14 protein-coding genes are annotated in these 14112 nt (G+C 70.4%); 10 read left to right on the forward strand and 4 right to left on the reverse strand.

Features of this window, described 5'->3' with window-relative positions; all coding sequences use genetic code 11:
• Window positions 1–87: 87 nt before the first annotated feature.
• On the forward strand, window positions 88–1029 hold the full coding sequence (locus ACE3QP_RS20005) for an alpha/beta fold hydrolase (RefSeq protein WP_374438576.1): 942 nt from the start codon (window positions 88–90) through the stop codon (window positions 1027–1029).
• Here the strand turns inward: ACE3QP_RS20005 and ACE3QP_RS20010 are convergent, their stop codons facing one another.
• Window positions 1030–2460, reverse strand: coding sequence for a CHAD domain-containing protein (locus ACE3QP_RS20010; protein ID WP_374438578.1), 1431 nt, complete (start codon window positions 2458–2460; stop codon window positions 1030–1032).
• A gap of 52 nt (window positions 2461–2512) precedes the next feature.
• On the opposite strand from ACE3QP_RS20010, the gene ACE3QP_RS20015 reads away from it, so the two are divergent.
• The 7 genes from ACE3QP_RS20015 to ACE3QP_RS20045 all read left to right on the forward strand — a co-directional run bounded on the left by ACE3QP_RS20015 (window position 2513) and on the right by ACE3QP_RS20045 (window position 8747).
• A complete protein-coding gene (locus tag ACE3QP_RS20015; protein ID WP_374438579.1) occupies window positions 2513–3658 on the forward strand; it encodes an alkane 1-monooxygenase in 1146 nt (381 codons plus the stop codon).
• A gap of 60 nt (window positions 3659–3718) precedes the next feature.
• Window positions 3719–4249, forward strand: coding sequence for a cytochrome b (locus ACE3QP_RS20020; RefSeq protein WP_374438581.1), 531 nt, complete (start codon window positions 3719–3721; stop codon window positions 4247–4249).
• A 14-nt stretch (window positions 4250–4263) separates the two neighbouring features.
• Window positions 4264–4818, forward strand: a complete 555-nt coding sequence (locus ACE3QP_RS20025) for a YceI family protein (protein ID WP_374438583.1) — start codon at window positions 4264–4266, stop codon at window positions 4816–4818.
• 289 nt (window positions 4819–5107) lie between these two features.
• Window positions 5108–5677 carry a YceI family protein gene (locus tag ACE3QP_RS20030; RefSeq protein ID WP_374438585.1) on the forward strand — a complete coding sequence of 190 codons (570 nt, stop codon included), beginning with the start codon at window positions 5108–5110 and terminating at the stop codon, window positions 5675–5677.
• Window positions 5678–5821: 144 nt separating this feature from the next.
• Window positions 5822–7348, forward strand: coding sequence for a histidine kinase (locus ACE3QP_RS20035; protein ID WP_374438586.1), 1527 nt, complete (start codon window positions 5822–5824; stop codon window positions 7346–7348).
• A 132-nt stretch (window positions 7349–7480) separates the two neighbouring features.
• The gene (locus ACE3QP_RS20040) at window positions 7481–7915 is read left to right on the forward strand and encodes a hypothetical protein (RefSeq protein WP_374438588.1); all 435 of its coding nucleotides are present in this window, start codon (window positions 7481–7483) and stop codon (window positions 7913–7915) included.
• 28 nt (window positions 7916–7943) lie between these two features.
• Window positions 7944–8747 (forward strand): LytR/AlgR family response regulator transcription factor, encoded by an 804-nt coding sequence (locus ACE3QP_RS20045; protein WP_374438590.1) that lies wholly within the window; start codon window positions 7944–7946, stop codon window positions 8745–8747.
• Here the strand turns inward: ACE3QP_RS20045 and ACE3QP_RS20050 are convergent.
• Entirely contained in the window at window positions 8734–10035 is a 1302-nt protein-coding gene (locus tag ACE3QP_RS20050; RefSeq protein ID WP_374438592.1) for a hypothetical protein, read from the reverse strand. The two genes, ACE3QP_RS20045 and ACE3QP_RS20050, sit on opposite strands and share 14 nt — an antisense overlap.
• 166 nt (window positions 10036–10201) lie before the next feature.
• Between ACE3QP_RS20050 and ACE3QP_RS20055 the strand changes: the two genes are divergently transcribed.
• Window positions 10202–10825 (forward strand): response regulator, encoded by a 624-nt coding sequence (locus tag ACE3QP_RS20055; RefSeq protein WP_374438593.1) that lies wholly within the window; start codon window positions 10202–10204, stop codon window positions 10823–10825.
• On the forward strand, window positions 10785–12575 hold the full coding sequence (locus ACE3QP_RS20060; protein WP_374438594.1) for an ATP-binding protein: 1791 nt from the start codon (window positions 10785–10787) through the stop codon (window positions 12573–12575). The genes ACE3QP_RS20055 and ACE3QP_RS20060 overlap by 41 nt, the downstream gene beginning before the upstream one ends.
• Here ACE3QP_RS20060 and ACE3QP_RS20065 read toward each other — a convergent pair.
• Window positions 12538–13191 carry a lysoplasmalogenase gene (locus ACE3QP_RS20065; protein ID WP_374438595.1) on the reverse strand — a complete coding sequence of 218 codons (654 nt, stop codon included), beginning with the start codon at window positions 13189–13191 and terminating at the stop codon, window positions 12538–12540. The two genes, ACE3QP_RS20060 and ACE3QP_RS20065, sit on opposite strands and share 38 nt — an antisense overlap.
• Window positions 13192–13354: 163 nt before the next feature.
• On the reverse strand, window positions 13355–14112 hold a 758-nt coding region (locus ACE3QP_RS20070; protein ID WP_374438596.1), incomplete at its 5' end, for a 3'-5' exonuclease.

Here is a 14112-nt window from a genome sequence, read left to right on the forward strand (position 1 = left end):
CCCGTCACGGGTGCGTCACGGGTGCGTCACGCCGGCCTTCCTAGAGTGCCGCGCATTCTGACCCGATGCCCTTTGGCGGAGCCCCCGATGGCCCTTTGGATTCTTTTGAGCGGCTTGGCGGCCACCTTGGCCAGCGGAGCCACCCTGTGGTGGCGCCACCCACGCTGGTCGCGCCCGGCCTTGCTCGGTCTGAACCGCTGGGCCGCGGGGCTGCGCGCCAGCCAGCTCACCGTGGCTGGGCACCGGCTGCAACTGCTGGGCTCGCGCCGGTACGACGCTGACGAAGCCCCGGTGCTGCTGCTGCACGGCCTGTTCGCCGAGAAGGACCATTGGGTGGACTTCGCACGCGCCCTGCCCGGCCGGCGGCGCCTGATCGTGCCCGACCTGCCCGGCTTCGGGCAGAGCGAGCGGCTGGAGAGCGAGCGCTACGGCTACGCCGAGCAGCTGGAGCGCCTGGCCGCGCTGCTGGACACCCTGGGCATTGCGCGCGCCCATCTGGCCGGCAGCTCGATGGGCGGCGCGCTGGCGGCGCTGTTCGCGCAACGCCACCCCGAGCGCGTGGCCAGCCTGGCCTTCATCGGTGCGCCGCATGGCCTGCGCAGCAGCCGGCCCAGCCCGGTGGATCGGCTGATCGACGCCGGCCAGGTGCCGCTGCTGGCGCGCACCGCGGCCGAGTTCGACACCCTGATGCAGCGCCTGTTCGCGCGCCGGCCCTGGTTGCCCTACCCGGTGCTGCAGGCGGCGCGCCAGGAGGCCATCGCGCGCGCGCCCTCGAACCTGCGCCTGTGGCACGAGCATGTGGCTGACCGCTACTTGCTGCAACAGCGCCTGGCCGGCCTGCGCCTGCCGGTGCTGGCGCTCTGGGGCCGGCAGGACCAGGTGTTCGACGCCTCCGGCGCCGCCCTGCTCAAGGCCTTGCTGCCGCAGGCGGATGTGCGCCTGCTGGAAGGCATCGGCCACCTGCCGATGATGGAAGCGCCAGCCGACTGCGCACGTGCCTACGGCGAGTTCCTGGCCGGGAAGGGCTGATCAGGGCTTGGGCAGGCGCAGCGCCAGCAAGGCCTGCCGGCGCGCCAGCAGCCAGCCGCGCGCCAGGGCCTTTGCGGGGTCGCCGGGGGCCAGCGGCCCGGCCAGCGCCAGCTTCAGATCACACAGCTCGCCCAGCCGTTCCTGCACCGCCGCCAGGGTCTTGAGCCGGCGCGCCAGCGCCTGGGGCTTGTAGAGGCCGGCGGCCAGTTCCAGGCCGTAGCGCAGGCGCTTGAGGCGCAGGCGCAGCGCATGACGGGCCTCGGCATCCAGCGCCGCGAAGCCCTGGGCCTGGCGCTGGAAGCGCTGACGCCAGCGGCGCAGGCGTGCGCGCAGCGGCCAGGGCGCGGCGTCGGCCGGCTGCTGATCCAGCCAGTGCATCCAGCCCAGCCACTCCAGCAGAAACTGCTGGGTTTGCGGAGCGCGCAACAGGGCCAAAACCTCGGCCGCACGCGCCGGGCCGGGGGCCGGTTCGGGCAGGCTGAGCCCCTGCTCCGCCAACGCCTGCGCCAGCGCCGGCCAGCGCTGCGCGGGCTGCAGTGCGGCGTCGCGCAGGGGGCCCAGGGCTTTCAGCAGCGCGGTGGCCTGGGCCTCGAAGGCCGGCCAGGCCGGGTGCCGCGCCGTCGGCCCCAAGCCCCGGAACAGGCGCAGGCCGCTCTTGAGCCGGCGCAGGCCCACGCGCAGCTGGTGCAGGTGCTCGTCGGTCCAGTCGCCGCTGCCGATCTGGCTGGCGTTGGCGGCCACCTGATCGAAGGCACTCAGCAGCACGGCGCGCAGCGCGGCGGCGGCCGTCATGTCCTTGCGCAGCGCCAGGGGCTTGGCCTTGCGCGGCGGGCTTTGGCGCAGGCCGCGCGCCAGGCTCTCGCCGCGCTCGGCCTTGCTGCGCAGGTCCAGGCTCAGGGGCAGGCGCGTCACCAGGCCATGGGCGTAGGCCAGCAGGGCGTTGACGTCACCGCCGGCCAGCTCCAGCTCCAGTTCGTGCACGGGCAGGCGGGCCTCGCCCGCGCGCAGCTCGCCCACATCCAGCGCCAGTTCGAGCTGGGCGCCCGGCACGCGCGAGGCGCGCTGGGCGCGCTCGATGCGGGTTTCGAACACCGGACGCAAATCCAGGCGACCGAGGGCCGCCAGGCGCTCGCCCAGCGGGTGGCCGGCGTGGCGGCTGAGGTCCAGCTGCGGTTCGGTGGTGCCGGCGGCGGCGTTGTGCTCCAGCCGGGTGATGCCGTCCTCCGCCGGGCCCTTGCAGGTTTGCACCCACTGCGGCCCCTCCTGGCGCAGGCGCAGGCCGATGCCGGCGCGGGCCAGGCTGCGCTCTGCGGTGTCGAAGTAGATCGCCGCGAGGGGCAGGCGCTCGGCCGGGCGGCGGGCGTCGAGCCAACGGCGTACCGCCAGCAGCTGATCGGCGGGGACGTGGAAGCGCAGTTCGATCTCGTTCATGGCGCGCGGATTCTCGTTCGCACCCTTGCCAAGCGGCGGTGCGGCTCGCAGCATGCAGCCCATGCAATCCACCCCCTGGCGCGACCCCAACCGCTGGCTCTGGGCCCTGGCCGGGCTCTTCCCTGGCCTGGTGTGGCTGAACCTGTGGCGCTTCGAGCAGCACGGCCAGGTGGCTTGGCTGTACGTGCCCGCACTCGTGATGCACCTGGGCATCCCGCTGCTGGACTGGCTGGTGGGGCCGGACCGCCGCAACCCGCCGCCGGAAGCCGAAGGCGCGCTGGCGGCCGACCCCTGGTACCGCGCCCTGCTGGTCGCCTTCATCCCGCTGCAGTTCGCCCTGCTGGTGCATGGCAGCGCGCTGGCGGTGCAGCACCCGGGCGAGCCCTGGGTGTGGCTGGGCTTGATCCTGAGCGTGGGCGGCATCAATGGCGTGGCCATCAACACCGCCCACGAGCTGGGCCACAAGCACCCGCGCTGGGAGCGCTGGCTGGCGCGCGTGGCCTTGGCCCCGGTGGGGTACGGGCACTTCTACGTGGAACACAGCCGCGGCCACCACCGCCGCGTGGCCACCTTTGAGGACCCGGCCTCGGCCCGCCTGGGCGAGAGCTTCTGGGCCTTCTGGCCGCGCACGGTGCTGGGCGGCATCCGCAGCGCCTGGGCGCTGGAGCGCGCGCGCCTGGCCGGCCGCAACTTAGGCCCCTGGCATTGGCGCAACGAGTGCCTGCAGGCCTGGGCGATGACGGTGCTGCTTTGGGGCGGGCTGCTGGCCGCCTTCGGGCCACTGTTGCTGCCCTTCCTGCTGCTGCAGGCGCTTTACGGCTTCAGCCTGCTCGAAGTGGTGAATTACATCGAGCACTACGGCCTGAAGCGCCAGCCCGACGCGCAAGGCCGGCCCGAGCGCGTGCAGCCCGAGCATTCTTGGAACAGCAGCCACCGCGTTTCCAACCTGTTCCTGTTCCAGCTGCAGCGCCACAGCGACCACCACGCCCACCCGGCGCGGCGCTACCAGGTGCTGCGCCACTTCGAAGGCGCCCCGCAGCTGCCCAGCGGCTATGCCGGCCTGCTGGTGCTGGCCTGGCTGCCGCCTTTGTGGTTTCGGGTGATGGACCGCCGCGTGCTGGCCCATTACCAGGGGGACGCGGGTCGCGCGAACGTACAACCCGGGTCCGCCTGGGCGGCCATCGTTCAAACCCATTGAAACCCATCGTCAGCCGGCTTGCGCCTAGGCTGCCGCCCCCGCGCTGACACTGGAGCCGTGATGCAAAGCTCTCCCCACCGCTATTCCCGCCCGGCCGTGCTGCTGCACTGGCTGATGGCCATCGGCCTGCTGGGCGCCATCGGCATGGGTCTGTACGTGTCCGATCTGCCGATGGGCTTGCAGCGCCTGAAGCTGATCAACTGGCACAAATGGGCCGGCATCACGCTGCTGCTGCTGGTGATCGTGCGCACCGCCTGGCGTGCTGGCCACCGTCTGCCGCCCGATCTGCCCATGCCAGCCTGGCAGGCACGCGCCGCGCACGCCGTGCACGGCCTGCTTTACCTGCTGATGTTTGGCGTGCCGCTGCTGGGCTGGGCTTACAGCAATGCCGCCGGCTTTCCGGTGGTGTGGTTTGGCGTGCTGCCGCTGCCCGATTTCGTGGGCAAGAACCCCGAGCTGGCCGAGGTCCTGAAGGGCCTGCACAAGCTGGCCGCCTGGAGCCTGCTGCTGCTGATCCTGGCCCATGCGGCCGCGGCCATCAAACACCAGTTCGTCGACCGCGACCGCCTGCTCGACCGCATGAAATTCTGAGAAGGACTCTGATCTTGAAACCCCTGCTGGCGCTCGGCGCCACCCTGTTCGCCCTCTCCGCCTCGGCCCAGACCCTGCTGCCGCAGGGCGCCGAGATCGTCTTCACCAGCAAGCAGATGGGCGTGCCGGTGGAAGGCCGCTTCAAGAGCTTCAAGCTCGACGCCTTCCAGTTCGACCCCAAGAAGCCCGAGGCCGCCAAGATTGCGCTCACCGTGCACACCAAGAGCGCCGCCGTGGGCACCCCCGAGGTGGATGCCGAGCTGGTCAAGCCGGAGTGGTTCGACGCCGGCAAGTTCCCCGAGGCGAAGTTCGTGGCCCAGTCCGTCAAGGCCCTGGGCGGCGGCAAGTTCGAAATGCAAGGCCAGTTCACCCTCAAGGGCCAAAGCAAGGCCATGACCGTGCCGCTGCAGCTGGCCCAGGCCGGCGCCACCAGTACCGCCAGCGGCAGCTTCAGCCTCAAGCGCAAGGATTGGAAGATCGGCACCGGTGAATGGGCCGACACCAGCATCGTGGCCGACGAGGTCCAGGTGCGCTTCAAGTTTCCCTTCAGCGGCATGGCGCCGCTATAGGGTCTGCTGACCCATGAATCACGTTCGCGTGAGGCCCAGGAAGCGGGCCAATCTAGGCGCCGAAGCGCAGCTGTGGAGGTCCCCAGCAAGCTGCGGCAACAACGAGTGGCCCGCTTCCTGGGCCTCACCCGAAGGGCCGGGCCGCCCAAGGCCCCAGGGGGGTGTTGCGCCGCTCGCCCAGGCGTCCAGCCTGGGCAGCGCGCCGCGCCTACGCCAGCAACCTTGGGCAACCCGGCGCGAATGTGATTCATGGGTCAACAGACCCTAACCCGCAAAGAGAGATCCACGCATGAAGAAGACCCTCGCCCTGCTGGCCGCCCTGGCCGCCGCTGGTGCCGTGCAGGCCCAGTCCGCCACCTACAAGATCGAGCCGACGCACACCTTCGTCACCTTCGAGGCCAAGCACTTCGGCACCAGCACGAACCGGGGCCGCTTCGACAAGAAGGACGGCACCATCACCATCGACCCGGCCGCCAAGACCGGTCGCGCCGAGATCACGGTGGACATGAGCTCCATCAACACCGGCACCGCCCGCTTCGACGGCCACCTGAAGAGCAAGGACTTCTTCGACGTCGAGAAGTTCGCCACCGCCACCTTCGTGGGCGACAAGTTCGAGTTCGACGGCACGAAGGTCAAGTCCGTCTCCGGCCAGCTGACCCTGCTGGGCAAGAGCGGCCCGGTGACCTTCGTGGCCGAGAACTACAACTGCTTCGACCATCCCTTCTTCAAGGCCCAGGCCTGCGGTGGCGACTTCGTCGGCACCATCCAGCGCAGCCAGTGGGGCATGGGCTACGGCCTGCCGGGCATCCCCGACAGCGTGCGCCTGGTCATCCAGATCGAGGCGATCAAACAGCCCTGAACCCGGGCTGCCCGTCACCAGCCCCGCTTTGGCGGGGCTTTTTCGTTTCCGGTCTGTCGCCGATGGCTGCAGATCGTCCCGCGCCGGCGACGGCGTGTCGCCGCTGTGACGACGGCCCCCGCCCCTCTGCCTACAGTCCGCCCCATGACGCAGTACAAGGCCCCCCGAATCCCCGCCTGGATCACCGATCCGGTCTGGCGCGAACGCCTGAGCCGCTGGTTGGCCGCCTCGATCAAGGGTTTCCACGGCTACGCCGGCTGGCTGGTGCGTCTGAGCTGGTGGCGTTTCACGGCCTACGCGCTCGCACTGCTGATCGCTGCGAACGTGATCAGCCAGATTCCTCCCTTCAAGGCGCTGTTGACCGACACCGTCGAGTACGACAGCCGCCCGATGCCAGAGCCGCCCGAGGCGCCCGACTTCGACGAGATCCCTGACATGCCGGAGAAGTCAGATGCATCTGGGCACCAGGATGTCGATCGCCCACCCGAGGACTTCGAGATCAAGATCGGCAAGGACGGGGTGCGCATCGGCCCGCCAGGCGGATCCAAGGAAGCCCCCCAAGTCGATATCAGCCCCAAAGGCCTGCGCATCGTCACACCGGCAGAAGCGGGCGCCAGCGGCGCGGCGTCCAGGCCCAGAACGGTGCTGGACATCCAGTTGCCAAAGGAAGTTACCGAGCAGATCCGCAAGGAGATGGAGCAAGCGCACCGCCAAGCCTCAGCCGAACGCGCGGCAGCGACTCAGGAGTACGAAGCGGCCGTCAAAGAACGTCAAGAGGCGATCAAAAAGCGTGCAGCCGCAGAGGCCTCACACCAGCGAAAAGTCGCCAAGTGGGAGCGCGAGATGGAAATCTGGCGCAAGGCGACGCGCGATGGTCAGCGGCGCGTGCGCGTCGAGCAAACCAGCGACGCCCTGGTGAACTTGGCCGTGCTGCTGCTGCTGGCCAGTGCGCTCATCAAGGCCACCTACAAGGGCCGCGCCGAGGCCGAGGCCAAGGCCGCCGCCGCCGAGGAAACCGCCGAGGCCGAGGCCCTCAAGCGCCAGCTGGTGGAAGCCCGCCTGAACACCATGCAGGCCCAGGTGGAGCCGCACTTCCTGTTCAACACCCTGGCGTCGATCGACCATCTGATCGAGGTGGACCCCAAGCGCGCCAGCCAGATGCAGAAGAACCTGATCGCCCTGTTGCGCGCCACCATGCCGACGATGCGCGAGGCCAACGGCACCGGCTCCGGCCTGCGCGACCTCAAGCGCGAGATGGCGGTGGTGCGGCCCTATCTGGAGATCCTGCAGGTGCGCATGGAAGAGCGCCTGCAGGTCGAGATCGACGTGCCGGACGGCCTGCTGAGCGCCGAGTTCCCGCCCATGATCATCCAGGGCCTGGTGGAGAACGCCATCAAGCATGGCCTGGAGCCCAAGCCCGAGGGCGGCAGCTTGGCGGTGCGGGCGCGCATCGAGCACGGCAAGCTCGTCGTCGAAGTGGCCGACACCGGCCTGGGCTTCGGCCGCGCCGCCACCAGCGGCACCGGTGTGGGCCTGGCCAACACCCGCGAACGCCTGCAGCTGCTGTACGGCAACAAGGCCAGCCTGACGGTGGCCGAGAACCAACCCTGCGGCACGCTCATCCGCATCAGCGTGCCCTACAAGAGCAACGAAGCCGAAGGGACCGCATGACCCCCCCGAAGCGCCTTCGGCGCCTCCCCCCGAGGGGGCGCCACTAGCGGCCCGGCAAAGCCGGTTCCGCGGTGGCCCTTGATTGCGCTGGATTCAATCGCACGAAGTTTTTCTGTCGCAAGGAGAAGTGAGATGAGCAAGTTCCTGAAGTTCCTTGGCTGGACGGCCCTGGCCGTTCTGCTGGCCAGCCTGGTGATGGGCGGCGTGCTGGTGGGCCTGGCCCAGGAAGGCCTGAGCCAGGCCGGCAGCTGGCATGTGATGGTGGACGGCGAAGACATCAGCGACTTCGTGCACCTGGGCGGTCTGGAGGCCGAACATGGCGTGCTGGGCCTGATCGCCGCGGCCGTGGCCCTGGGCTTCACCCTGGTGGTGGTGCTGCCCCTGGTGCTGCTGGTCGGCGTGGGCGTGCCGGTGCTCGCGGTGCTGTTCAGCCTGGGCCTGGTGGCGGTGGTGCTGGCTGGCACCTCGGCCCTGCTGCTCGCCCCTCTGGCCCTGCCGGTGCTGCTGATCGTTTGGCTGCTCAAGCGCAAGCAACCCGCCCAACCCGCGCGGCCGGCCAGCGCATAAAGTCGCGGCCCGACCCCAGGAGCCTGCCATGCCGATCCGCGCCATCCTTGCCGACGACGAACGCCTGATGCGCGAGCAACTGCGCGCCCGCCTCGCCGAGGTCTGGCCGGATCTGGAGATCGTGGCCGAGGCCAAGAACGGGCTGGAGGCGGTGGAGCTGACCAAGCAGCACAAGCCCGATCTGTGCCTGCTGGACATCCGCATGCCGGGCCTGACGGGTGTCGAGGCCGCCAAGCAGATCGCGCAGCTGGAAGAGACAGACGACTGGCGCATCCCCGAGATCGTCTTCATCACCGCCTACGACCAGTACGCCGTCGAGGCCTTCGAGCAGGGCGTGGCCGATTACGTGCTCAAGCCCGCCGAGCGCGAGCGCCTGCAGCTGACGGCCGAGCGCATCAAGAAGCGCCTGGCCGCGCGCGACTCCGACGAAGCCGAGGCGCCGGCCCAGCCCATCCAGCAGCTGCTGCACTCGCTCTCGGCCAAGCTGCAGCCCGGCGGTGCGCCGCGCTACCTCGAATGGATCCAGGCCACCGTGGGCCAGGAGATCCGCATGATCCCGGTCGCCGAAGTGCTGTTCTTCATCTCGGACGAGAAGTACACGCGCGTGCAGACCGAGCAGATCGAAGCCCTGATCCGCAAGCCCATCAAGGAACTGGTGGACGAGCTGGACCCGCATCTGTTCTGGCAGATCCACCGCAGCACGCTGGTCAATGTGAAAGCCATCACCGGCATCGGACGCGACTTCCGCGGCCGCCAGCTGGTGTCAGTGAAGGGCGTGAACGAGAAGCTGGAAGTCAGCCGCAGCTACACGCACCTGTTCAAGGGGATGTAGCCGGCGACTGCGGCAGTTCCGCCAGCGCGGCCTGAGCGTCTTCGGTCTCGGGGCGCCAGCGCTGGTGGCTGGCCACGCTGAGCCGGTTGCCGCGGCGCGCATGCAGGGCGGCGCTGCCCACATTGGCCTCGGCATGGGCGCTGGCCTCCTTGCCCCGCACCGTGACGCCCCCGCCTCCCAGGAAGCGGTTGCCGCGCAGCACGACGCCGGCGGACTGGTTGACGTCGAAGCTGCTGTCGTTGCAGTTCAACACCGTGTTGCCCTCGGCCAGACCGTCCAGGTGCTCGTAGCCGGCGACGTTCGGGCGCATCAGCTTGGGGTCGGTCAGCCCCCCGCCGAAGGAAATGCCGATCTGGAAGCCGCCTGGCTGGAAGCCCGGCCGCGGCGCGCACACCACCCGGTTGCGCAGGAAGCGCCCGCCTTGGCCGCCGCCCTTCATGAAGAGCGCGTAGCTGATGTGGTCCCCACCGCCCTTGACGTAGCCCAGCACGGTGTTGTCCTCGACCGTCCAGGCAGAGGCGCCCACGAGGTCGAAGGCCACCGTCGGCGCGTCGCCCGGACGGGGAGCCTGGTTCTCCAGCCAATTGCCCTGCACCCGGCCGTGATCCGGCCAGCGGCCGCGCTCGCCATTGACCTTGATGGCGGCATTGAAATTGAGCAGGCGGTTGGCCTGGATCAGGCTGTGGTGGGCGTCGCCCGCCACCTGCATCGCATGCTCGCAATCGGCCGGGTTGCGGCACCGCCCCTCGATGTGCAGGCCCTCGATAACCCAATAGGGCTGCGTGAGCTTGAGGGCCATGACGCCCTGTGCCAGCAGGCGCGCGCCGGGGCTGCCGCGCAGCACGATCGGGGCGTCGGCACGGCCGGCGCGCGGCGTCTGCAGGTAGGCGGTGATCACGTAGTCGCCGGGTTGCAGCTCGATCACGTCGCCGGCCTGCGCTTGGTCGAAGGCCATCCTCAGGGCGGCCACGTCGACCACCCGGACCCAGCGGCCCTGAGGCGCGCGCGCCGGCAACGTGGGCGGCGGCCAGCTGGCCTGCAGGTTTTGGGTGGCGAGCGGGTGCTGCAGATCCGCACGCCAGGCCTGCGCACGGCTGCGCCAGTCGGGGTCCGGCGTGCGCTCCTGCCAGGCCGCCAGCGCCTGGCTGAGCGTGCGGTCCAGCCCCGGCAGCACCGGGTCCATGCGCCCGAATGCCCACAGACCGGCGCTGCCTCCCAGCAGAACGCCCGCGCAACTCCACCACAGCCAGCGCATGTCCAGACCCCCGTGCGAAAAGGCGCAGAGCATCGCACCCGCAGACACTCCTTCTTACGAAGGAGCAGAGAATGTCCCGCAGCCCCCTACAGTCTTCGCCAGCGCTGTCATCCTCGAACGAGGCCTTCAGGGGGAACGGGGGGCGGTCGGGCTGCGGAACGGCCGCGTTCCGCGGCCCGATTCATTTCTAAGCTTACGCATGCGCGCCCTTTGGATCGAAGACCACCAGCTGATCGGTGAATCGCTGGAAATGCTCTTGCAGGTGGTGATGCCCGAGCTCTCGCTCGACAAGGCCCGCGACCTCGACACCGCACGGCAACTCGTGCAATCCATCCCTTACGAACTGGTGCTGCTGGACTGGTGGCTCGAGCAGAGCGACGGTGCGGCCGCCATCAGCGCCCTGCGCGCCCAGGGCTGCCATGCGCCCATCATCGTGGTCTCGGGCGACGACCGCGAGCCGGTGATGCGCCGGGCGCTGGACTTGGGGGTGGCCGGCTATGTGCGCAAGTCGGCCGGCGCGCAGGAGCTGATCGACACCCTGCAGACCGTGCTGTCCGGTGGCAAGCCTTCCACCCCACCGGCGGCGCCGGCGCGTGCCGGCCTGCCGCCGCTGGACCTGGCCCTGCTCTACCCCAGCCTGACGCCGCGCCAGATCGACGTGCTGGAGCAACTGATGCGCGGCCAGTCCGACAAGCAGATTGCCCGCCTGCTCGGCATCGGCGACACCACGGTCAAGAGCCATGTGCGGGCCATTCTGGCGGCGCTGCAGGTGCGCAGCCGCGGTGAGGCCGCTCATCGGGCGCGCAGTGACGGCGCCAGCTGAAGACGGCGCGCTGAACCCGGCCCAGCTGGAGCAGCTGCAGGCCGAGCGCCTGCTGCTGCTGCGCGAGGGCGTGCGCCAGGTGCGCGGCCCGCGCTTCCTGGTGGACCTGGCCGTGGCCTGGGCGGCCTACCAGGCAGGGGCCGGCTGGGGTGCCTGGATCTACCTGGGCGTGATGACGCTGGGCCTGTGGGGCCGCAGCCTGCTGCTGGAACATGGGCTGGCGGCCGGCTGGGCGCCGGGCCGCATCCTGCGCCAGATGACGACGGTGCTGGCCGCTCTGGGCCTCGTGCACGCCGGCCTGTTCGTGCTGGTCTTCCTGCAGCCGCACGGCCATTGGCATTACCTGCTGACCATGGTGCTGGTGGGCAACGCGGCCGGCGCCGTGGCCACGGTGGCCGGCGATGTGCGCGCCTATCTGCTGTGGGTGGCCATCTATGGCGGCAGCCTGGGCCTGGGCTGGCTGGCACGCGGCACGCAGGAGGGCCTGATCGTCACTGGGCTGCTGGTGCTGATGTTCGGCGTGCTGGTGCGTCATGTGCACGGCGAAGGCCGGGCCCAGGTGCGCCTGGTGCGCCTGGCCGACGAGCTGCGCTCCGCGCGCGACCGCGCCGAGCGCGCCAGCGAATCCAAGACCCGCTTCTTCGCCGCCGCCAGCCACGACCTGCGCCAGCCGCTGACCGCCCTGAGCTACCACGTGGCCACAGTGCAAGCCCTGGCCAGCCAGCAGAAAGACGAACGCCTGGCCCAGGTGGGCGCGGGCCTGCGCCGCGCGCTGCAGGACAGCCAGGCACTGCTGAACAGCCTGATGGAGGTCTCGCAGCTGGACGCCGGCGCCGTGGCCGTGCAGGCCGAGGACGTGGATCTGGTGGAGCTGCTGCGCCGCTGCGCCGACGACTACGCGCCGCAAGCCAGCCAGCAGGGCCTGGCCTTCGACTGCGTGCTGCCCGAGCTGCCGCCGGGCGAGCCGCTGCGCGTGTACACCGACCCCGCACTGCTGCGCCGCATCCTCAGCAATCTGTTCAGCAATGCGCTCAAGTTCACGACCCAAGGCCGCATCTGCCTGATGCTGCTGCGCGAAGGCGAGCGCGCCGCGCTGTGCGTGCAGGACAGCGGCCCGGGCATCCCACCCGAGCTGCAGGAGCGCGTGTTCGAGGAGTTCTTCCAGATCAACAACTCCGGCCGCAACCGCGCGCAGGGGCTGGGCCTGGGCTTGGCCATCGTGCGCCGGCTGGTGAACCTGCTGGGGCTGGAGCTGCGGCTGGAGAGCCAGCCCGGCCAGGGCAGCTGCTTCACGATCTGGCTGCCGCTGGGCAACTCACAGGCCGCGCACGCGCCCGCCGCGCTGGCCGGTAGCACCACGCCGGGCGGACCCGGGCATCGGTTGCTGGTGGTGGACGACGAGGTGGCCATTCGCGACGCGCTGGCCGAGCTGCTGATGACCCTGGGCTGGAGCGTGCGCACCGCCAGTGGCGTCACCGAGGCGCTGAGCTGCCTGAGCCCGCAGTGGCAGCCCGAGGCCCTGGTGCTGGACTACCGGCTGCGCGACGAGGTGACCGGCCTGGACGCGCTGGAGGCCCTGCGCGCCCAGGGCTGCGAGGCGCCGGCCTGGGTCATCACCGGCGAGACCACGCCGGAGCGCGTGCAGACCCTGCTGGCCGCCGGCCTGCCGGTGCGCCACAAGCCGGTGGACGGCCTGGCGCTGGCGCATGAGATCAGCGCCACCTTGCGAGGCGCGAAGGCAGCGCGCTGATCATCAGCGCGAGCGACAGCCAGTACAGGCTGTGGATCCAGACCGTGGCCAACGGCACGCCGCCGGCGAAGCGGTCGATGGCGATCAGGCTGTCCGACACCAGGAAGGCCGCGCCCCCCAGCGCGGCAAAGCCCGCCGCGGGGCTGCGCGCCTGCAACCACCAGGCCGCCCCCTGGCCGGCCATGGCCACCAGCACGGCCACATAGACCAACACGGGCGCGCGCAGATCGGCCGGCAGGCCCGGCCACAGCACCAGGCCGATCAGCAGGCCGGCCAGGCCCGCATAGCCGGCAAAGGGCCAGGGCGGGCGCCCGAAGCGGGACTGCGTCGTCATGCTGCGGATGAAGGCCAGGTGCGCCAGCAGAAAGCTCACCAGGCCCGGCAGAAAGCCCTGCTCGGGCCAGAGCAGCGCCACATCGCCGCCGAGCGAGAACACCAGGCCCACGCGCAGCCAGCGCCGCTGCAGGAGCTGCTGCGCCCCGCGCGGCCAGGCCCAGGCCATCAGCAGCAGGGTGGCGGCCGGCTTGGCGGCAAAGCGCAGCGCCGCGGGCAGCAGGGCCAGATCGGCAGCAATGAACACGGCGCCGCAGAGCGCAGCCAGAACCAAGAGGATCACGGTTTCTCCTTCGGTGGGGGCACCGCTAAACGAGCCGCCATACGCCGCGCATCCCTGGCTTGGGCGATCTGCTGCGTTGCAAATGCTCGCCATGGCAGCGGCCATGGCTGCGCTTTGCGCCTTGCAGCCCATCCCAATCCAGGGCGCGCGTCATCATGGCAGCTCATTCAGCGGTGCCCTTCGCCTCCCGCGCCGCCACCTCGGCGGCCATGCGCGCCTTCAGCGCCAGCAGCTCGGCCCGCGGGTCGCGCTTGGGGCCGCCTTCGCCCAGGCGCATCTCTTCCACAAAGCGGCTAGGCCGCGCCATCAGCATCTCGCGCCCCTTCTTGCGCCGGCGCAGCACGCTCACCGCCAGGGTGCGGCGCGCGCGCGTGATGCCCACATACATGAGCCGACGCTCCTCGGCCAGGCGCTCGGGGGTGATGGGGTCGTCGTCGGAGTGGAAGGGCAGCAGGCCCTCCACCACCGAGGCCAGCACCACATGCGGCCACTCCAGGCCCTTGGAGGCATGCAGGGTCGAGAGCACCAGCTGGTCCTGGTCGTCGCCGCGCTCCATCAGGCTGAGGATGACGTTCAGGGTCTGGGCCACGTCGAGCAGGGTGGCCTCCTCGCGGTCGGTGCCCTCGCCACCGCAGCGGCGCGCCATCCAGTCGACGAAGTCCAGCACATTGCTCCAGCGGTTCGCCGCGGTCTTCTCGCTGTCCTCGCCGTCCATCAGGTGGGACTCGTAGCCGATCTCCTCCAGCCAGGCCATCGCCAGGGTGCGCGCTGCAGCGCCGCCCACCGCATCTCGGGCGCGCGCGGCCAGCTCGTTCACGTAGCGGCCGAACTCGTGCAGGCCGTGCAGCTGGCGCGGGCTCATCACGGTGTCCAGGCTCTCCTGGAACAGGGCCTCGAACAGGCTGGTCTTGCGCGCGCCGG

Origin of the sequence: Inhella sp., assembly GCF_041912635.1 — a bacterium.
Lineage (GTDB): Bacteria > Pseudomonadota > Gammaproteobacteria > Burkholderiales > Burkholderiaceae_C > Inhella.